Origin of the sequence: Profundibacterium mesophilum KAUST100406-0324, from assembly GCF_009835145.1 — a bacterium.
Taxonomy (GTDB): Bacteria; Pseudomonadota; Alphaproteobacteria; order Rhodobacterales; family Rhodobacteraceae; genus Profundibacterium; species Profundibacterium mesophilum.
In genome coordinates, this window is the sequence record NZ_APKE01000014.1 from 227720 (window position 1) to 245865 (window position 18146).

An 18146-nucleotide genomic window follows, 5' to 3' on the forward strand; every position below is an offset into this window, starting at 1 on the left:
ACATTCCAGACATAAGGGAGAGGCCCGATGGCCCCCAAAGTTCTCGTATCCGACAAGCTCTCCGAAACCGCCGTGCAGATCTTCCGCGATCGCGGCATCGACGTGACCTTCGATCCCTCCATCGGCAAGGACAAGGACAAGCTCCTGTCGGTCATCGGCGAATATGACGGCCTCGCCATCCGCTCGGCCACCAAGGTCAGCGCCAAGGTGCTGGAGGCCGCGACCAACCTCAAGGTCATCGGCCGCGCCGGCATCGGGGTGGACAATGTCGAGATCCCGGCCGCGTCCAAGAAGGGCGTGATCGTGATGAACACCCCCTTCGGCAACTCGATCACCACCGCCGAGCATGCCATCGCGATGATGTTCGCCGTGGCCCGGCAGATCCCCGAGGCCAATGAAAGCACCCATGCCGGCAAATGGGAGAAGTCCCGCTTCATGGGCGTCGAGGTCACGAACAAGACGCTCGGCGTGATCGGCGCGGGCAATATCGGCTCGATCGTCATCGACCGGGCGCATGGGCTGAAGATGAAGGTCATCGCCTATGACCCCTTCCTGAGCGAGGAGCGGGCCGATCAGCTGGGCGTGCGCAAGGTCGAGCTGGACGAGCTTCTGGGCAAGTCGGATTTCATCACCTTCCACGTGCCGCTGACCGACAAGACCCGCAACATCCTGAGCCGCGAGAACATCGCCAAGCTCAAGAAGGGCGTGCGGATCGTCAACTGCGCGCGCGGCGGGCTGGTCGATGAAGAAGCGCTGGCAGAGGCGCTCAAGGGTGGCCGTGTCGCCGGTGCCGCCTTGGACGTCTTCGCCGAGGAGCCGGCCACCGAATCGCCGCTCTTCAACCTGCCGAACGTCGTCGTGACCCCGCATCTCGGCGCCGCCACCACGGAGGCGCAGGAGAACGTCGCCCTCCAGGTCGCCGAGCAGATGTCGGACTACCTGCTGAGCGGGGCGGTCACCAACGCCCTCAACATGCCGTCGGTCACCGCCGAGGAGGCCAAGGTGATGACGCCCTGGATCAAGCTGGCGGGCCATCTGGGCGCCTTCGTGGGCCAGATGACGGACGAGCCGATCACCGCGATCAACATCCTCTACAACGGTGCCGTGGCCGAGATGAACACCGCCGCGCTCAACGCCGCGGCGATGGCGGGCGTGATGCGCGCCACCAACCCGGATGTGAACATGGTCTCCGCGCCGGTGATGGCCAAGGACCGCGGCATCGATCTGGCGACCACGACCCAGTCCCAGACCGGTGTCTTCGAAGCCTATATCAAGCTGACGGTCGTCACCGAGCAGCGCGAGCGCTCGATCGCCGGCACCGTCTTCTCGGACGGCAAGCCGCGCTTCATCCAGATCAAGGGTATCAACATCGATGCCGAGGTGGGCGAGCACATGCTCTATACCACCAACGAGGACCGCGCCGGGATCATCGGTGCGCTTGGCCAGACGATGGGTGAGAACGACGTGAACATCGCCAACTTCACCCTTGGACGTTCCACGCGGGGCAAGGATGCGATCGCACTTCTCTATCTTGACGAGCAGCCCCCGGAGACCGTGCTCGAAAAGCTCAAGGAGACGGGGCTCTTCAAGGCGATCCGCCCGCTGCGCTTCGAGGTGGCCGAATAGGGACCGCGCAGGACGAAATGATCTGAACGGGGCCGGCATTGCCGGCCCTTTTCGTGCCGGGGACCCAAACTAGGTCATGCAATCGGCCGGACAGGGGCCGAAGAAATGGAAAGGGCGCGGTGATGACACTCTATGCGATCGGCGACATTCACGGTCAGCTCGGCGAGCTGGAGCGCGCTCTTGCGCTGATCGAGGCGGATGGCGGGCAGGATGCGCGGATCGTCTTCGTCGGCGATTACACCGACCGGGGGCCTCATAGCCGGCAGGTGATCGAGCGGCTCGTCTCCGGCTGCGAGGAAGGCCGGCCCTGGACCTGCCTCAAGGGCAATCACGACAGGATGTTCCTGCGCTACGTCACGGCCGGCATCGAGAACGACGACAATATCCGCTCGGGTCTGAGCTGGCTCAACCCGCGTCTCGGGGGCGCGCAGACGCTCGCCTCCTACGGGCTCGTCTTCGACGAGACGCCCGGTTTCCTCAGGCCGAAGGGCGGGGTCGAGCACCTCGTCGAAGCCCGAGTGAACGGTGCGCTCGCAGGCCCGCAGCAGATGCAGGCGCGGGCCCGGGACGCGGTGTCCGAGCGGCATCTGCGGTTTCTCGAAAGCTGCCCCCTGTGGCACCGCGAGGCTGGTTTTATCTTCGTTCATGCCGGTATCCGGCCCGGCACCGCGATGGAGGAGCAAAGCGAGGAGGACCTGATCTGGATCAGGGATGGCTTCCTCGACGATCCGCGCGATCACGGGGCGGTCGTCGTCCATGGCCATACCGCCGTCGAAGCGCCCGAGCATCACGGCAACCGCATCAATATCGACAGCGGCGCGGGATATGGACGCCCGATCACCGCCGCCGCGCTGACGCCAGAGGGAGCTTTCGTGCTCGGGGCGGAAGGCCGCGCGCGACTTTCGCCCGAGGCGCGATAATGGCGGAACTGTCCCTCGGGGGGACTCGTTTCCGGACACATGTCACCGTCACCCAGGAGCATCCCAATGGCGCCCCCGAGCCCAGACATCGCCGAGCGCATCTGCATCCTTCTCAATCCCGGTTCCGGCCACCAGGGCAACGCGGCCCTCGTAAGCGAGATCGAGGCTTTCGCGCTGCGCCATTCGGACCGTGTGACGCTGCGGCATCTGAAGCGGGGCGCATCCCCCGCGGCGGCCGCCCGCGCGGCGCGCGGCGAGGGGTTCGGCACGGTCGTGGCCGCCGGGGGGGACGGTACGATCTGCGGCGTGGCGGAAGGCTTGCATGGCGGGGAGGCCCGTATGGGCGTGCTGCCGATGGGCACGTTCAACTATTTCGCCCGCGGCCTGAAGGTGCCGCTCGAGATCGGCGCGGCGCTCGATCTGCTGTTGAACGGCACGGCGCATCCGATGCGCGTCGCGGAGGTCAACGGCCAGATCTTCCTCAACAACGCCTCGCTCGGCGTCTACCCCGCGATCTTGCAGAAGCGCGAGATCATCTACAAGCGCTGGGGCCGCTCTCAGCTCGCCGCCTACTGGTCGGTGGTGCTGACCTTGCTGGGATTCCGGCGTTCGCGCCGGATGAAGGTGACGATCGACGGCGTGACGCATCGCCGCCGCACGCCCCTGATCTTCGTCGCCCGCTCCGCCTACCAGCTCGAGCAGTTCAACCTGCAAGGGGCCGATCTCATCCGTGACGGGCGTTTCGCGGTCTTCCTGTCGCCCGACGCGAGCCGCTGGGGCCTGCTGCGCTACGCCATCCTCCTTATGGGGCGGAGCATGACGCGCCATCGTGACTTCGAACTGCTCGACGGCACAGAGATCGAGGTCGAATCGCATGGCCGGCGCCATCTCGTGGCCCGCGACGGCGAGCGTGCCCGCATGACCGCGCCGATCCGCTTCGGGTTCCGCGACAAGGCCCTGATGGTCATCATGCCCGAAAGCTCCGATCTGGCCGGCGATCTTTCCGCAGAGGAGGTCCCGGCCTCCCACGCGGCGCGGCCCCGTGCGGATCCCGGCGACCCTTCGCGTGGCGGCGCTGGGCCAGGGCGATCGGGGCCAGACCGTCTGGCCCAGAACGATCGGGACGGGAACGATTCGGGGCATGGCGTTCCGGGGCGGGACGATTCGGGGAGGACGGCCTGACATGCGGCGTGTCATCCATCTCTCCGATCTGCATTTCGGCCGTATCCGCGAGGATCTCGTGGACCCGCTTCTTGCCACCATCACCGAGATCGATCCCGACCTGGTGATCGTTTCGGGCGATCTGACACAGCGTGCGCGCCGCCGGCAATTCGCCCAGGCCCGCGCGTTCATCGACCGCATCACCGCTCCCGTCCTGACGGTTCCGGGCAATCACGACGTGCCGCTCGACAACCTGTGGGTGCGGTTGCTGCGGCCCTTCGCGCGCTACCGGGAGATCATCAATCCCGCTCTCGAGCCGGACTGGTCGGATGAAGAGATCAACGTGATCGGCGTCAACACGGTCAATCCCTTCGCCTGGCAGAGCGGCCTGATCCGGGGGCGCGCGGTCAAGCGGGTCTGCAAGGCCTTCGATCAGAACCGCCATCGCCGGATGCGTTTTGTCGCTTTGCATCACCCGCTCGAACACGCCCCCGGCACCGAGAAGCGCCTGATGCGCGGGGCCCGCAAGGCCGCCGGCGTTCTGGCGGGATGCGGGGCCGATATCGTCCTGTGCGGCCACCTGCACGCCTGGCGCGCCGATCCCGTCCGCTCCGAGGCGAATGGCGGCGCGGTGCTGCTGGTGCAGGCGGGAACGGGCCTGTCCACCCGCCTGCGCGGAGAGGAGAACGACTTCAACTTGCTGGTCGTCGATGGTCCGAACCTGAGCATCATCCGTTACGTGGCGGGATCGGAGCCGCGGTTCGAGGCCGAAAGCGAACGGCGCTTCCGCCGCGACGGGGCGGATTGGAACCGGGTCATCGGCTGACGGGGCGCGCTTTCGGTCGGCGCGAAGGGGATCACGCGGTGGCCGAATCTGCGACGTGGCGCAGCCGCCTGGCCGGGTTGGCCGGGCATGGGGGGCGCGGCCCGACGGAAAGCGTATCGGCCGGAAACGGGGCAGGCTGGGCGCAGGGCCGATCGCCGGGGCGGGGGAATGTGACCGCCGGCCGGGAGCTTGGTCCGTTGCACGGCTCCCGCGCCGACGTCACGTTTCGTCATTGGAAATCCGTAGCGTGAAATTATCACCGACTTGTTGGATGGTGACGACGTCATGGTACACGAGAAGGCATCGATCACTCCAATCCAATAATTGTATGTTAAGTATACCCGGGATGAATTTTGCATCTTTCGATCTCAATCTCCTGCGTGTCCTCGACGCCCTGCTGCGCGAGGGCTCTACCGTGCGGGCCAGCGAACGGATCGGCCTGTCGCAGCCGGCGGTTTCGGCGGCGCTCGGCCGATTGCGCCACGCGCTCGGCGATCCGCTCTTCGTGCGCAAGGGGCAGGGGCTCGAGCCGACGGATTTCGCGCGCGACCTCGCGATCCCCTTGCGCAAGGAACTCGACAACCTGGAGGCCATGCTCTGCGGGCCGTCGCAATTCGAGCCGCGCAGCGCCGAGTTGACCTTCAAGATCACCGGAAACGACTTCTTCGCCGAAATGCTGATGCCGCGCCTGGCCAATGAGCTGTCATGCCGTGCGCCCGGAATGCGCATCCAGCTCGTCGACGTGGTTCCCGGCCGTTATGTGGAGCCGCTGGAGCAGTATCGCGTCGACCTGGGGCTGATCCCCGAGGTCGCCTATCCCGACTGGGTCGAGTCGCAGCCGGTCTTCCGCTCGAACTTCCTCGTAATCGCGGCCAGCGGTCACCGCGCCCTTGCCGCGGCGGGGCTGTCGGCGGGTGACACGGTCCCGCTCGACCTCTTTTGCGCGCTGGGGCATGTGCTCTTCTCGCCGGCGGGCAATATCGGCGCGATGGGTGATGCGGCCCTCGCGGCGGTCGGCCGGGAGCGGCGTGTCGTGATGACCCTGCCGGTCTTCTCCGGCGTCTGCTCGGCCGTCGCGCAGAGCGACAGGATCGCTCTCGTGCCCTCGCAACTGGCACGCCACATGGAGCGCCGGGCCCCGGTCGTCTGCTACAAGCCGCCGATGCCGATGCCGAGGGTCCAGCTCTCGATGTTCTGGCACAAGCGCAGCACGACCAATCCATCCCATATCTGGCTGCGCGGCGTGATCGCGGACCTGCTCGCCCCGCTCGACGAGGCCTGACCGCGCCGCCCCTTTCACCTTTCTGGGTCATGCAGTATGAAGCGCGCTGATCCGTCGTGAAGGAGGCCGAAATGGGCTATCGAGTTGTCGTCGCGGGCGCCACGGGCAATGTGGGCCGCGAAATGCTGAACATCCTGGCCGAGCGCCAGTTTCCCGTGGACGAGATCGCCGTCCTGGCGAGCCGCAAGTCGCTCGGGACGGAGGTCAGCTTCGGCGACAAGACCCTCAAGACCAAGGACCTCGCCACGTTCGACTTCTCCGGCTGGGACATGGCGCTCTTCGCGATCGGCTCCGACGCGACCAAGGAATACGCGCCCAAGGCGGCCAAGGCCGGCTGCGTCGTCATCGACAACAGCTCGCTCTACCGCTACGATCCCGAGGTGCCGCTGATCGTGCCGGAGGTGAATGCCGACGCGATCGAGGGATATTCGAAGAAGAACATCATCGCCAACCCCAACTGCTCGACGGCGCAGATGGTGGTGGCGCTCAAGCCGCTGCATGACCGGGCCCGCATCAAGCGTGTCGTGGTGAGCACCTACCAGTCCGTCTCGGGCTCGGGCAAGGAAGGCATCGACGAGCTGTGGGATCAGACGAAATCGATCTACAACCCGGTCGATGACAAGCCCGCCAAGAAGTTCACCAAGCAGATCGCCTTCAACGTCATTCCGCATATCGACGTCTTCATGGAAGACGGCTCGACCAAGGAGGAATGGAAGATGGTGGTGGAGACCAAGAAGATCGTCGATCCGTCGATCAAGGTCACCGCGACCTGCGTGCGGGTTCCGGTCTTCGTGGGGCATGCCGAATCGATCAATATCGAGTTCGAGGACCATCTCGACGAGGCGGAGGCGCGCGACATCCTGCGCGAGGCACCCGGTGTCATGGTCGTCGACAAGCGCGAGGATGGCGGCTACGTCACGCCCATCGAATGCGTCGGCGATTTCGCGACCTTCATCAGCCGCATCCGCCAGGACAGCACGATCGACAACGGCATCAACCTGTGGTGCGTCTCGGACAACCTGCGCAAGGGTGCGGCGCTCAATGCGGTTCAGATCGCTGAGCTTCTCGGCAACCGGGTACTCAAGAAAGGCTGACCCTCAGGGCCGAAGGCAGGAGCTGGCGGGCGCGCTCTCGGTGACGGGACGCGCCCGTTTTCATGGCCCCGGCCAATGGCGCAAAACGATATATACGAAAAAAGTTTCAAGCCTTTCCAACCTCATGGACATGTATACATGCGAACGTGTTGAATTTGCACTTTAGCGGTAACTCTCCGAAAACCGTTTGCCTACAGTATCATACCCATCGTTGATCGGGCGTTGGGGTGATGCGCGGCGGCGAATTCAGTGAGGATTTGGTGATGCTGTATATCTTGAGGGGGATGCTGAACGGGATCGGACGCCGACGCAAAAAGCGCGGCAAGGACGCCGGCGAGGTATCCCGCGATGAGCTACGTGCATTGTTCGCCGAGGATCTTTCCGCACCGCGGAGGGCCATATGATGAGCATCCATTCGCAACTCGCCTTCGATGGCATTCCGGCGTCCGTGGAGGATGTCGCGCCCGCCGCGCCGACATGCGAGCCCGGTGCCGCGGCTTGCGGCGCGGACCTTCTCGCCACGGCGCGCATCGGCCGAGTGCGTGCGCTCGATACGCTTAGCCGCAACAAGGCGAACTTCTTTCATTCGCCGGTCGATACGCAAAGCAGTGCCAGCGTAGGAAACGTTCTGCACCGCCTGAAGCTTCGGCTTCCAATCTCGTCGCCGGCCGGCCTGGCAGCCGCAGGGTAATGCCGCGAAGACGGCACCCATGCGGGCGCGGCCACGTCGCTCGTCACGACGGTCATGGCAGGGCCGCCGGGGACATGGCGCGCCACCGGCCAGGACGCGGGACCGGGCGCGGGGCAGGGCATGATGCGGGACAGGCAGGGCGAGGGGCGGGCCGCGACTTGTGTCGTGACGGGGGCCGTTCGCCGCGCGCGCCGGGACGGGTGCGCGCGGCGAACGGGCGGTCAGACTGGCTTGAAGGCGCTGCCGGCCGGATCGTAGGCCAGGAGGCTTCCTTCTGCGATATCGGTCCACAGGCCATGCAGGCTCAGCTCCCCCGCCTCGACGCGCGAGGCGACGAAAGGGAAGCTCATCAGGTTCTCGAGGGAGGTGACGACCGCCGCCTGCTCGAAGGCCTGGAGGCGGTCCGGTCTTTCGCCCTGCGGCAGCTCCTCGAACCGGGGACGCAGGATGTCCATCCACCGGCCCACGAAACTCGTGGGCTCCTCGAGCTCGGGCGCGTCGCCCGAACACATGTCGTAGCAGCCCTGGACGCCGCCGCAGCGCGAGTGACCGAGCACGATGACATGCGCGACCTTCAGCGCCTGGACCGCGTATTCGACCGCGGCGGAGGTGCCGTGCTGGTTTCCGTCGGGCTGGTAGGGCGGGACGAGATTGGCGATGTTGCGGTGGATGAAGAATTCACCCTGCTCAGCGCCGAAGATCGAGGTGACGTGCACCCGGCTGTCACAGCAGGAGATCACCATGGCACGCGGCCTCTGGCCTTCCTCGGCGAGGCGCCGATACCACTGCATGCTGTCCTGGAACGTGGTCGCGCGCCAGCCGTGGTAGCGTTGGGCCAGGTAGGCGGGAAGCGGTTTCGCTGGTGTCATTGGGGGCTCCGCTGATGTCCGTTTCTTCGAAAGGGGCATCCGCGGATGCCCGATGGAACTGCCCGTTGCTACAGCAGCCCGCATTCGATCCGCAAGGGCACAGGCCGTGCCGCCACGACAAGAATAGGACGACTTCATGAGCAATGTCATTCCCTTCATCGCGCGTGGCGAGCCGGGCAATCTCACGGTGTTCGAGATGGACATCCTAGCCAGCCGCCTGGCCGATCCGCGCGACGCGCTGCGCATCGTGGGAGAAATCCGCGACCTTCAGACGACCTTGCTATGCAGCGTCGATGCCTACCGGGCGGGGCGGATGTCCGAGCTTCGCGCGCTGATGCAGCAGATCTGCGGCGCCGCGCGCAGGCTCGATCTGAAACGGCTCTCGCAGGTGAGCCGAATGGCCAGGCGCTTGGCGCTCGAGGACGACGGCGCTGCGCTCGCGGCCGTGATGGCGCGCCTCGCGCGGCTGGGCGAGGGGGGCGAGATGCTGGCAAGCGGCAGGGACCGGCACGGATGATCCGCAGGGGTTGCGGGCCCTGACACGCGCTGTAGTGTCGGCGAACCGAAAGCCTATGAAAGTCCCGGCTCATGTCCCTGAAATTCGCCGACGAGACCCCCGATGCCCTGCCGATCCACATGCTGGGGCCGGACGAGCTTGCGCCCTGGCTGGCGCAGCAGCCCGAGCGCGTGCGCAGCTGGGTCGAGGCGAACGGCTTTTCGGCGGCGAGCGGCGCGATGGTGCTGATCCCTTCCGAAGAGGGCCGGCCGGAGGCGGCGCTCGTCGGGCTCGGACCCGCGTCGCGGCGTGGCCGCGACCGTTTCGTTCTGGCACAGGCGCGCGCCTCGTTGCCGGAGGGCGTCTGGCGGCTCGCGAGCCGGCATGGCGCGCAGTTGCGCGGCGAGTCGGCGCTGGGATGGCTCCTGGCGGGATACCGCTTCGGCCGCTACGCCGAGGCATCGTTTCCCAAAGCCTCGATGACCTGTCCGCAGGGGTGCGATCGCACCCATTTCGAGACGGTGGCCGCCGGGGAGGCGCTGACCCGCGACCTGATCAACACGCCTTCCAACGACATGGGGCCGGACGAGCTTGAGGCGGCGGCCCGGGCGCTTGCCGATGCGTTCGGCGCCGATATGGATGTCACTCGCGGCGACGAGCTTCTGGAGCGGAACCTGCCCTTGATCCACGCGGTCGGGCGGGCCTCGAGCCGGGCGCCGCGCCTGATCGACATGAGCTGGGGCGAGACCGGCCCGACGGTCGTCTTGGTCGGCAAGGGCGTATGTTTCGATACCGGCGGCCTCAACCTCAAGCCGGGCGCGTCCATGGGCACGATGAAGAAGGACATGGGCGGCGCCGCGACGGTTCTGGGCCTCGCGCGGATGATCATGAGCCAGACGCTGCGCCTGCGGCTCAGGGTCCTGATCCCGGCCGTCGAGAACTCGGTCTCCGGCAATGCCTTCCGCCCGGGCGACATCCTGCCCTCGCGCAAGGGACTGTCCGTCGAGATCAACAACACCGACGCCGAGGGGCGCCTCGTTCTCGCCGATGCGATCGCGCTCGCGGTCGAGGAGACGCCAGACCTGCTGATCTCGATGGCCACCCTGACGGGCGCGGCGCGCGTGGCCCTCGGCCCGGACATCGCGCCGTTCTTCACCGATGACGAACCGCTGGCGGAGGCGCTTTCGGCCGCGGGGCGGGACGGGGCCGATCCGGTCTGGCGCCTTCCCTTCTGGGAGCCCTACGAGCCGATGATCGAGCCCGGGATCGCCGATCTCGACAATGCGCCCAAGGGGGGATTTGCCGGGGCGATCACCGCCGCGCTCTTCTTGCGCAGATTCGCCGAAGGTGTGCCGCGCTACGCCCATTTCGACATCTATGGCTGGCAGCCCAGCGCGGCGCCGGGGCGGCCAAAGGGCGGCGTGGGGCAGGGCGCGCGGGCGATCCTGGGCGCGCTCCCGGACGTGCTGGGCCTGTGACGGACCGGCGCCTCACCCCCGCGAACGGCCGCGTCGCGGCGGCGCATCTGAAGGGTCTCGTCTCGGCGGAGCGCTTTGCCGAGGGCACGCCGCGCCGCGTCGTGGTCCCGGTGGCCGATCTGTGGGCCCGGCCCGATGCCGGCGCGCGCGAGCGGCAGCTCGTCTGGGGCGAGGCGGTGACTGTCTATGACGAGAGCGGGGGCATGGCCTTCATCCAGGCCGCGCGCGACGGTTATGTCGGCTATGTCCCCGAAGCGGCCCTGGGTGCGCCCGAGGACATCACCCACACCGTCTCGGTTCCCGCGACGCATCTCTACCCCGTGCCCGACATGAAGCATCCCGGTGCGCAGCATCTCTCCTTCGGGGCACGGCTCAGGATCGTGTCGGCCTCGGCTGACGGCACGTTCTTCGAGACCTCCGAGGGCCGGTTCGTGCCGCGCCCGCATGTCCGTCCCGCAAGGGCGCCCTTCACCGATCCGGTCGCCGTGGCACAGCTTTTCTTCGGGGTGCCCTATCTGTGGGGCGGCAACTCGGTGCTCGGGATCGACTGTTCGGGCCTGGTGCAGATGGGCTGTCTCGCGGCGGGCATCGCCTGCCCGGGCGACAGCGACCTGCAGGAGGCCGAGCTTGGCGCGGCCCTCGCACCCGGCAGCCCGCAGATGCGGGGCGATCTTCTCTTCTGGCGCGGCCACGTGGCCCTGGCCGTCGACGAGGACGTCCTGATCCACGCCAATGCCCATCACATGGCGGTCGCCTACGAGCCGGCGGCGGAGGCTATTGCCAGGATCGAGGAGCAGGGCGGTGGCCCGGTCACCTCGCAGCGGCGGCTGCCGCGAAGCTAGGCACGGGCCCCGGCGCTCACTCCACCGAACGGATCAGCTTGCGCTCGAGCACCCTGAGCACCGCCCGAAGGTCGTTTCCGCGCTTGAGGATCTGCCCGTCCATGCCGATCACGGCATATTGCCCCTGTCGCAGGCGCAGCTTTGGCCGCTTCTCGATCCTGTAGAGCGGATGTTCGGCGGTTCGGCGGAACACGGAGAAGATGGCGACATCACGCAAGAAAGACATGCCGTAATCGCGCCATTCGCCGATCGCGACCATCCGGCCGTAGAGCGTGAGAAGATGTCCCAGCTCGCCCCGGTCGAAGGCGACCTTCTCGTCGGGCTCTCTGCGGGGCGGAAGCGGGGTGGGAGACTGAACCGTCATGCAGGGAAACTGGGGCTTCGCCGTCGGCTTGGCAAGGGGCGGCCGCGCCGCATGGGGGGGGCGCATCGAGCGTGCCGCGCGCGGCCACTGCCGGCCGGACCGCGGGCCGCTCCGGGCAGGCTGGCCTTCGGCGAAGGTATTTTCGCGAAGCTGAAGATGCGCGCGCGGCGCGCGGCGGGGCTGCCGCCGAATTGTCACGACATGGCCGCGCGACGGGCCAGAACCTTCCCTGCCCATGCCCCACCGAAAGGCGACAAGAAGGGCATAGCGACACCACGCTAGCTCCGGCTCCGCAGCCAAATGCCCCCACCAGCCTGCGGAGCCGGGGCCGCCTTGGTCCTTTCGTCCGAAAGGGCCGTTTCAGGCAAAGCTCCCCTGGCAGAACCATCCTTGCGAAAGCGTCGCCCCATGGGCGTAGAAGAGCCACAGCCTGTCGCCTTCCAGGCAGGTCACGCACCAGTAGTCGCGCACGCCGCTGCGCCATGCCGGATCGTCGAGCCACCATTCCGGCGCGATCCGCTCCGGGCCGATGAGCGCGCTCGGCTCCAGCTGGCGTCCGCGCCAGCCGAAGCGTGTGGAGAGGGCGGGGCGGCAAGGCGCGTTCACCGCTTCGGGAGGCCACAGCAAGAGAGGGCGGGCGTTCCGCGGACCGGCCGTGAAACCGGCATCCTCCCGGTCGAGACCGTCCGCCGCCGCCATCACCCTGATCGATTTTTCCGGAATATGACTGTCCGCCGAATGGCGCCGGGTGATCGCGCCAAGGCCGATCCTTGCGCCGAGCCGTCCCAGGAGGTCGTCGAGATCGGTCCTGTTGGGACCGCGCCGCATCGTGGCATCGGCGAGGGCCTCGGCGTGGCCGCTGTGCTGCTGCGCCCGTGCAGGCTCGGTCACATGCGCCTCGAGCCTGATCATGTCGATGCCGAAGCCGGCATCCATCCCGGCGAGTTTCATCTTCAGCAGGGGGCGCAGGCGGTCCGGCTCATGGGCCGGCCGTGCAAGGCCGAGTTCGATATGTTCGGCCGTGCCGTCGCTGCGCTGGCAGCACAGGCGCAGGCGGCGCGCGCTGTGTCCGGCGGCATGCAGCCGCGCGCAGAGCGGTGGCAGCAGCCGGTCGATCGCGGCCAGAAGGTCGCTCTCGAGGCCGATGGGGTCGGGCAAGGTCAGCCTGACCGCGAAATGCCCTCCCGGACGGCTCGGCGAGACGGGCTCGGGTTCGATGCCCAGCGCCTGGTCCAGCCGCCTGATCAGCGCATGGCCGAAACGCCGCGCGAGCGCCCCGCGCGGCTGTGCGGAAAGATCCCGCACCCGGCGCAGGCCAAGCCGCGACAGGGCGCTCACCGTTTCGGGATCGAGCCGCAGGGCCGCGACGGGCAGGGCGGCGATGGCGGCGGCCGTGCCGCCGGGCGGCGCGATGCGCCCGGCATCGGGCGATCCCGGGCGCGGCCCGGGCAAAGCCGGCACTGCACTGCCGCCCCGCTCCCACGCGCGGCGGCGGACGGCGCGGGCCCGCGTGGCCGGAGCCTCCTGGTCTATGGCATCGCCGGATCGTTCGGAGCCGGGCCGGGTGCCAGAGAACCGCGCGAGGGCCCATGCGGCCCCCACGGTATCGGCGATTCCGGCCCGCACCGTCAGGCCCTGCCTATGGCAATCTTGGCCGATCTCGAGAAGGAGAGCCTCCTCACCGCCGAAGAGATGCGCGCAGCCGGTCAGGTCGAGCAGGAGAGCGGCGGGAGGCTCCTGTGCCACCCACGGGGAGAACTTGCCCGCCCAGCGTCCGAGTGCAGCGAGAAAGGCCGCCTCCGCCTGCGGATCGTGCTGCACGACCCGCAATTCCGGACAGATCGCCTGGGCATCGCGCAGGCCCTGGCCGCGCCGGAGGCCGGCCTTCTGCGCGCTGTGCGACAGGCTGACCAGAACATGCGCGTTGCCCCGCTCCGCGACGATGGCAAGGGGAGGGTCGAGCGTGCCGCGGGCACGGCGCGAAAGACGTTCGGCCCCCATCCGGGGAAACCAGAGGGAGAGGATGCGATGATGGGACATGGCAGTGTCCGATGATGGTGTCGTTCGTGCTTTGTTCGCATGCGGGCGGCGCCATGTCGAACATTTACTGTCCCGTGACGTCGCTTCCCGCCCAAACCCGAAAAGAGCAAAAACATTGCCCCGCCGGGAAAGATGGCCCACAAATCGCAAGGCGGGGATCACGCGTCTGTGTTCCCCTTGATTATCGAAAATAATGGACAAGGAAGTTCCATCCATGGATAAATCATACATGAGCCAGCAGGCGGAGGCCGTGATGACACTATCGGATGCGACCTCCAGCCTGGCATTGGAAGACCAACTTTGTTTCGCCCTTTATTCGGCAACCAACGCGATTACCAGAAGCTACAGGCCCCTGCTCGACGAGCTTGGCCTGACCTACCCGCAATATCTCGTGATGCTGGTGCTGTGGGACCATGACAGCCTTCCGATCGCGCGGATCGCGGCCAAGCTGAAACTGGCCTCGAACGCGATCGGGCCCCTCGTGGAGCGCCTTCAGGAGAAGGGGCTCGCCAGCAGGACCCCGGATCAGCACGATCGCAGGGTGATGAACGTGGCGGCGACGCAGGCCGGACAGGCGCTGAAGGCCCGGGCGGGGGTCGCGCAGGCCAAGGTCGTCTGCCGCACCACGCTCGATCCCGAGGAGTTCGCCACGCTGCGCGGCAAACTGGTCGACCTGGTCACGAGAATGGAGCTTTCGGACGGCATGGAGCCGGACGAGACCAAGATACGCGCGGTTCGGGAGGAGACCGGCCGGGCGTAGAAGGCGCGGCCGTCCGGGGGAGGGCGGTCGCGCACCTATCTGGAGGAGGAACAGCATGACCCAGAGCGTGACCAGCATACCCGAAGACACCCCCGTGCAGCCGGCATCCGATGACAGCCTCTTTGCCAGGCTCGGCGGCATCTACGGCATCTCCGCCGCCGTCGACAACCTCGTCGACCGGCTCTACGTGAACGGCGCGGCCAATGCCAATCCCAAGGTGGACGAGTTTCACCAGCAGCAGGGCCATGCCGGGTTCAAGTTCCTCGTCACCGCGTGGTCGATCGAGGAGACCGGCGGCCCGAAGATCTATCCCGGGCGCGACATGCGCGAGAGCCATGCCCATCTGAGCGTGACCGAACGCGAGTTCGACATCGTCGCGACCGAGATCAAGACATCCCTCTACCAGCTCAACGTGCCCGAGCGCGAGTTCGACGAGTTCATGGAGCTTATCGAGAGCTACCGCTCGATGGTGGTCGCACCGGAGCATCGACACGCGGCCGAATGACGCCATATCATCGGGCGGTGCCGGTGCGGGCATGCCGCGCGCCCTGCCGGTTCCGTCACGCCACCGGTCAAACCATGGATGAGATCAATGACTGACAGACCCGTACTCTACGGCTTCGACGGCTCCACCTATGTGCGGACCGTCCGCACCGTGCTGCGCCGCAAGGGGATCGATTACGAGCAGGTGACAGTGAACGTGCTGGAGGGAGAGCCGCGTCAGCCCGAGCACCTGGCGCGACATCCCTTCGGCAAGGTGCCGGTGCTGGACATCGACGGGATGCGCCTGCGCGAAACGGACGCGATCTGCCGTTATCTCGATGCGGCACATGAGACGCCCGCCGTCATTCCGCGCGACATCAAGGATCGGGCCCGGATGGACGAGATCATGTCGCTGACCCATGCCTATGGCTACGACGCGCTGATCGGCGCGGTCGGCTTCCACCTCTTTCCCGACTTCATCGGCGGGGCGGACGAGGCGAAGCACGATGCCGCGCTCGAGCGTTCGCGGACCTTCCTGTCGCTGGTGGACGAGATCAGGGGCGAGGATCCTTGGGCGGCGGGGGAGGCGGTGAGCCTTGCCGATTACTATCTCGGGCCCCTTCTTCTCTATGTCTCCTTGACGCCGGATGCCGGGCAACTCCTGGGAACCGGCCGGACCGCGGATCTGTGGGAGCGGCTTCAGGGGGACGAGGATTTCAAGGCGACGGCGCCCGACCTGGGATAGCCGCACGCGCCGCGCCGGGTGGAGCGGACGGCCCGCCGCGGCGCCGCCGCCCGAGGCCGCCGCGCTGCCCCGCATTCGACAGGGCATTCGGCCGGGCATTCGACCGGGCACTTGACCCGGCCCGTACCCGCGGCCCATGAGGGGACTGACACAGGAGACCCTCATGAACGATCGCAGCCGCCCGCTCTATGCCGTGCTCATCGACGCCGACAATATCCCGGCCAAGTTCGCCGGCCCGATCCTCAAAGAGATCACCTCTCTGGGAGAGCCCGCCTTGCGCCGGGTCTACGGGGACTGGTCCTCGGGACGGCTCAACAACTGGTCGCGCACGGTGCGCGATCTCGGCCTCGTCGCGCATCAGGAAACCGCCAACACGGTGGGCAAGAACGCCTCGGATATCGGCCTTGTGATCGATGCGATGGACATCCTTCACACGGGGCGTTTCGACGGTTTCGTCCTCGTCTCCTCCGACAGCGATTTCACCGCCCTGGCCAACCGGATCCGCGAGCAGGGGCTCGACGTGATCGGGATCGGCGAGGGCAAGGCGCCCGAGAGCCTGCGCAACGTGTGCAACCGCTTCATCCTGATCGAGAACATCGTCGACGAGCCCGCCGCCACCGAGCGCGGCGATGACGGCACGCCGGCCGCGCCGCCCACCAAGCAGGAACCGATCAATGCCGTGCCCCTCATCCTCAAGGCGATGGACAAGATCGACCAGGATGACGAATGGTATGCGCTCGGCCAGCTCGGCCAGTACATCACCGCCGACAATCCCGATTTCGACACGCGGACCTATGGCAAGCGGAAGCTGAGCGACCTCGTGCAGGAGCTCAAGCGTTTCGAGACACGCAAGATCGGCAACCAGCTTCATGTGCGCCGGGTCGACTGACCGGGTGGCGTCTCGCCTGCATTTACCGCGGCGCCGCGCAGCTGGGGAGCGTCGTCGACAGATCGCTGCAATCGCGGCTGACCGGGGGCTTGGGCTCCGGGAAGGTGAGATGGGGCAAGGTGACGGCGAGCCCACCCGCCTCCGCGACATGCGGAGCGAGGGGGGCGGCGGATGCAAGGGCGATGGCGAGCGCGAATTTCAGACCGGACATGGCCGAATCCTCCTGTGAAAAATGGATTTGAAAATGAAACTGGTCACGGAACGGACGGTCTGGTTAACAGGCCGGACTACCGGAAAACGCGAAGACATCCGGCACGGGGCGATCTCTGAACAATAAGTGAGGTCGCACCGCGGGGCCGTTCCGGGGAACGACACCTTCATCATAGCATGCAAAGTGACGTAACGTAAGTCACCATTCTTGCGTCCGGCATCAAGGGCGCTAGATCCCTGCGAAGGGACGGCATAACGGAGGGGCAGATGATCTGGAACGGGCCGCGCAAATACCGGTTCGCCGATCTCGGCGAGCAGGACGTTCTGGCGCTGGCAATCTCCTCGGAGGAGGATGACGCCCGCATCTACCGCAGCTACGCGCAGCGGCTGCGCGCCGATTACCCTGCATCCGCGGCCCTTTTCGAGGACATGGCACGCGAGGAGGACGATCATCGCCGCCGCTTGATCGCCCTGCATCAAGAGCGGTTCGGGGAAGTGATCCCGCTGCTGCGACGTGAGCACGTGTCGGGATTTCCCGCGCGCCGTCCCCTCTGGCTGGTGGATAATCTGGGCATCGACCGGATCCGTGCCGAGGCCGGGATGATGGAGCGCGATGCCCGCCGGTTCTACGAGTTGGCCGCACAGCGCACCGGCGACGCCTCGACCCGCAAGCTTCTGGGCGATCTGGCGGCGGCGGAGGCCGGACATGCCGATCTTGCGACGAGCCTGGCCGATACGCATCTTGGCGAGGATGCCCGTTCGGCGGAGGCGCGCACCGAGCACCGCCAGTTCGTCCTGACATGGGTCCAGCCGGGCCTTGCGGGCCTGATGGACGGGTCGGTCTCGACGCTTGCGCCGATCTTTGCGGCTGCCTTCGCCACCGGCGACACGGGCCAGACCTTCCGCGTCGGGCTGGCCGCCTCGATCGGGGCGGGCATCTCGATGGGGTTCACCGAGGCGGCAAGCGATGACGGCACGATCTCCGGCCGCGGATCGCCGCTCAAGCGAGGCCTTGCCTCCGGCGTGATGACGACCGTGGGCGGGCTCGGCCACGCGCTGCCGTATCTCGTGCCGCATTTCGCCACCGCGACGGCCATCGCGCTCGCGGTCGTCTTCGTCGAGCTTTGGGCCATCGCCTGGATCCAGAACCGCTACATGCAGACCCCCTTCTGGCGCGCGGCGCTGCAGGTGGTCGTGGGCGGAAGCCTGGTGCTGGGTGCCGGCATCGTGATCGGATTCGGTTGAAAGAGCACGGTATCGGCACCGTGCTTGCCAAAAAAGCAGCTTGCGGCACTGGCATAGGGCGGCAGACTTGTGCAGGCTTGCCGCGTCCATCACCGCGCCCCGGCGGTCCGGCAGCAAGAGGATGC

Annotated in this window: 19 protein-coding genes; 14 read left to right on the forward strand and 5 right to left on the reverse strand. The window is 67.0% G+C overall.

The genetic code is table 11. The annotated features are described in order from the left end of the window. Positions 1 to 27: 27 nt before the first annotated feature. From serA to PMES_RS06135, 6 genes are all read left to right on the forward strand, one after another. Entirely contained in the window at positions 28 to 1626 is a 1599-nt protein-coding gene (serA, locus tag PMES_RS06110) for a phosphoglycerate dehydrogenase (protein WP_159964626.1), read from the forward strand. A gap of 122 nt (positions 1627 to 1748) precedes the next feature. Continuing rightward, entirely contained in the window at positions 1749 to 2546 is a 798-nt protein-coding gene (locus tag PMES_RS06115) for a metallophosphoesterase family protein (RefSeq protein WP_159964627.1), read from the forward strand. Between the two features lie 66 nt (positions 2547 to 2612). Then, the gene (locus PMES_RS06120; RefSeq protein WP_159964628.1) at positions 2613 to 3728 is read left to right on the forward strand and encodes a diacylglycerol/lipid kinase family protein; all 1116 of its coding nucleotides are present in this window, start codon (positions 2613 to 2615) and stop codon (positions 3726 to 3728) included. 1 nt (position 3729) lies between these two features. Then, positions 3730 to 4533 carry a metallophosphoesterase family protein gene (locus PMES_RS06125; RefSeq protein ID WP_159964629.1) on the forward strand — a complete coding sequence of 268 codons (804 nt, stop codon included), beginning with the start codon at positions 3730 to 3732 and terminating at the stop codon, positions 4531 to 4533. A gap of 346 nt (positions 4534 to 4879) precedes the next feature. After that, positions 4880 to 5815 (forward strand): LysR family transcriptional regulator, encoded by a 936-nt coding sequence (locus PMES_RS06130; protein WP_159964630.1) that lies wholly within the window; start codon positions 4880 to 4882, stop codon positions 5813 to 5815. 71 nt (positions 5816 to 5886) lie between these two features. Continuing rightward, positions 5887 to 6909 carry an aspartate-semialdehyde dehydrogenase gene (locus PMES_RS06135; protein ID WP_159964631.1) on the forward strand — a complete coding sequence of 341 codons (1023 nt, stop codon included), beginning with the start codon at positions 5887 to 5889 and terminating at the stop codon, positions 6907 to 6909. Between the two features lie 199 nt (positions 6910 to 7108). On the opposite strand, the gene PMES_RS06140 is transcribed toward PMES_RS06135, so the two are convergent. Both PMES_RS06140 and PMES_RS06145 read right to left on the reverse strand, forming a co-directional pair. After that, on the reverse strand, positions 7109 to 7621 hold the full coding sequence (locus PMES_RS06140; protein ID WP_159964632.1) for a hypothetical protein: 513 nt from the start codon (positions 7619 to 7621) through the stop codon (positions 7109 to 7111). 200 nt (positions 7622 to 7821) lie between these two features. Next, a complete protein-coding gene (locus PMES_RS06145; protein WP_159964633.1) occupies positions 7822 to 8469 on the reverse strand; it encodes a carbonic anhydrase in 648 nt (215 codons plus the stop codon). 136 nt (positions 8470 to 8605) lie between these two features. Between PMES_RS06145 and PMES_RS06150 the strand changes: the two genes are divergently transcribed. From PMES_RS06150 to PMES_RS06160, 3 genes are all read left to right on the forward strand, one after another. Then, positions 8606 to 8986 (forward strand): hypothetical protein, encoded by a 381-nt coding sequence (locus tag PMES_RS06150; RefSeq protein ID WP_159964634.1) that lies wholly within the window; start codon positions 8606 to 8608, stop codon positions 8984 to 8986. Between the two features lie 71 nt (positions 8987 to 9057). Then, positions 9058 to 10443: a leucyl aminopeptidase family protein gene (locus PMES_RS06155; RefSeq protein ID WP_159964635.1), complete on the forward strand. Its 1386-nt coding sequence runs from the start codon at positions 9058 to 9060 to the stop codon at positions 10441 to 10443. Further along, positions 10440 to 11285 (forward strand): C40 family peptidase, encoded by an 846-nt coding sequence (locus PMES_RS06160; RefSeq protein WP_159964636.1) that lies wholly within the window; start codon positions 10440 to 10442, stop codon positions 11283 to 11285. Before PMES_RS06155 ends, PMES_RS06160 begins: the two co-directional genes overlap by 4 nt. Positions 11286 to 11301: 16 nt before the next feature. Here the strand turns inward: PMES_RS06160 and PMES_RS06165 are convergent, their stop codons facing one another. Together PMES_RS06165 and PMES_RS06170 are read right to left on the reverse strand one after the other, a co-directional pair. Then, positions 11302 to 11649, reverse strand: a complete 348-nt coding sequence (locus tag PMES_RS06165) for a DUF2794 domain-containing protein (protein WP_159964637.1) — start codon at positions 11647 to 11649, stop codon at positions 11302 to 11304. Positions 11650 to 12009: 360 nt separating this feature from the next. Continuing rightward, entirely contained in the window at positions 12010 to 13689 is a 1680-nt protein-coding gene (locus tag PMES_RS06170) for a Y-family DNA polymerase (protein ID WP_159964638.1), read from the reverse strand. Positions 13690 to 13903: 214 nt separating this feature from the next. Between PMES_RS06170 and PMES_RS06175 the strand changes: the two genes are divergently transcribed. From PMES_RS06175 to PMES_RS06190, 4 genes are all read left to right on the forward strand, one after another. Then, the gene (locus PMES_RS06175; protein ID WP_159964639.1) at positions 13904 to 14449 is read left to right on the forward strand and encodes a MarR family winged helix-turn-helix transcriptional regulator; all 546 of its coding nucleotides are present in this window, start codon (positions 13904 to 13906) and stop codon (positions 14447 to 14449) included. Positions 14450 to 14504: 55 nt separating this feature from the next. Continuing rightward, positions 14505 to 14954, forward strand: a complete 450-nt coding sequence (locus tag PMES_RS06180; protein ID WP_159964640.1) for a group I truncated hemoglobin — start codon at positions 14505 to 14507, stop codon at positions 14952 to 14954. Between the two features lie 87 nt (positions 14955 to 15041). After that, positions 15042 to 15677 carry a glutathione S-transferase family protein gene (locus PMES_RS06185; RefSeq protein ID WP_159964641.1) on the forward strand — a complete coding sequence of 212 codons (636 nt, stop codon included), beginning with the start codon at positions 15042 to 15044 and terminating at the stop codon, positions 15675 to 15677. 163 nt (positions 15678 to 15840) lie between these two features. Further along, complete coding sequence (locus PMES_RS06190; RefSeq protein ID WP_159964642.1) at positions 15841 to 16566, forward strand: NYN domain-containing protein; 726 nt, start codon at positions 15841 to 15843, stop codon at positions 16564 to 16566. A 22-nt stretch (positions 16567 to 16588) separates the two neighbouring features. Here the strand turns inward: PMES_RS06190 and PMES_RS06195 are convergent, their stop codons facing one another. Further along, complete coding sequence (locus tag PMES_RS06195) at positions 16589 to 16777, reverse strand: hypothetical protein (RefSeq protein ID WP_159964643.1); 189 nt, start codon at positions 16775 to 16777, stop codon at positions 16589 to 16591. Between the two features lie 266 nt (positions 16778 to 17043). Here PMES_RS06195 and mbfA point away from each other — a divergent pair, with 266 nt between their 5' ends. Then, positions 17044 to 18021: an iron exporter MbfA gene (mbfA, locus tag PMES_RS06200; protein ID WP_159964644.1), complete on the forward strand. Its 978-nt coding sequence runs from the start codon at positions 17044 to 17046 to the stop codon at positions 18019 to 18021. The last annotated feature ends 125 nt before the right edge of the window (positions 18022 to 18146 follow it).

What these genes read in the sequence shown, in the direction of transcription:
- serA (WP_159964626.1), top strand. Translation starts at nt 28, where the DNA reads ATGGCCCCCAAAGTTCTCGTATCCGACAAGCTCTCCGAAACCGCCGTG.
- PMES_RS06115 (WP_159964627.1), top strand. Translation starts at nt 1,749, where the DNA reads ATGACACTCTATGCGATCGGCGACATTCACGGTCAGCTCGGCGAGCTG.
- PMES_RS06120 (WP_159964628.1), top strand. Translation starts at nt 2,613, where the DNA reads ATGGCGCCCCCGAGCCCAGACATCGCCGAGCGCATCTGCATCCTTCTC.
- PMES_RS06125 (WP_159964629.1), top strand. Translation starts at nt 3,730, where the DNA reads ATGCGGCGTGTCATCCATCTCTCCGATCTGCATTTCGGCCGTATCCGC.
- PMES_RS06130 (WP_159964630.1), top strand. Translation starts at nt 4,880, where the DNA reads ATGAATTTTGCATCTTTCGATCTCAATCTCCTGCGTGTCCTCGACGCC.
- PMES_RS06135 (WP_159964631.1), top strand. Translation starts at nt 5,887, where the DNA reads ATGGGCTATCGAGTTGTCGTCGCGGGCGCCACGGGCAATGTGGGCCGC.
- PMES_RS06140 (WP_159964632.1), bottom strand. Translation starts at nt 7,621, where the DNA reads ATGGGTGCCGTCTTCGCGGCATTACCCTGCGGCTGCCAGGCCGGCCGG.
- PMES_RS06145 (WP_159964633.1), bottom strand. Translation starts at nt 8,469, where the DNA reads ATGACACCAGCGAAACCGCTTCCCGCCTACCTGGCCCAACGCTACCAC.
- PMES_RS06150 (WP_159964634.1), top strand. Translation starts at nt 8,606, where the DNA reads ATGAGCAATGTCATTCCCTTCATCGCGCGTGGCGAGCCGGGCAATCTC.
- PMES_RS06155 (WP_159964635.1), top strand. Translation starts at nt 9,058, where the DNA reads ATGTCCCTGAAATTCGCCGACGAGACCCCCGATGCCCTGCCGATCCAC.
- PMES_RS06165 (WP_159964637.1), bottom strand. Translation starts at nt 11,649, where the DNA reads ATGACGGTTCAGTCTCCCACCCCGCTTCCGCCCCGCAGAGAGCCCGAC.
- PMES_RS06170 (WP_159964638.1), bottom strand. Translation starts at nt 13,689, where the DNA reads ATGTCCCATCATCGCATCCTCTCCCTCTGGTTTCCCCGGATGGGGGCC.
- PMES_RS06175 (WP_159964639.1), top strand. Translation starts at nt 13,904, where the DNA reads ATGGATAAATCATACATGAGCCAGCAGGCGGAGGCCGTGATGACACTA.
- PMES_RS06180 (WP_159964640.1), top strand. Translation starts at nt 14,505, where the DNA reads ATGACCCAGAGCGTGACCAGCATACCCGAAGACACCCCCGTGCAGCCG.
- PMES_RS06185 (WP_159964641.1), top strand. Translation starts at nt 15,042, where the DNA reads ATGACTGACAGACCCGTACTCTACGGCTTCGACGGCTCCACCTATGTG.
- PMES_RS06190 (WP_159964642.1), top strand. Translation starts at nt 15,841, where the DNA reads ATGAACGATCGCAGCCGCCCGCTCTATGCCGTGCTCATCGACGCCGAC.
- PMES_RS06195 (WP_159964643.1), bottom strand. Translation starts at nt 16,777, where the DNA reads ATGTCCGGTCTGAAATTCGCGCTCGCCATCGCCCTTGCATCCGCCGCC.
- mbfA (WP_159964644.1), top strand. Translation starts at nt 17,044, where the DNA reads ATGATCTGGAACGGGCCGCGCAAATACCGGTTCGCCGATCTCGGCGAG.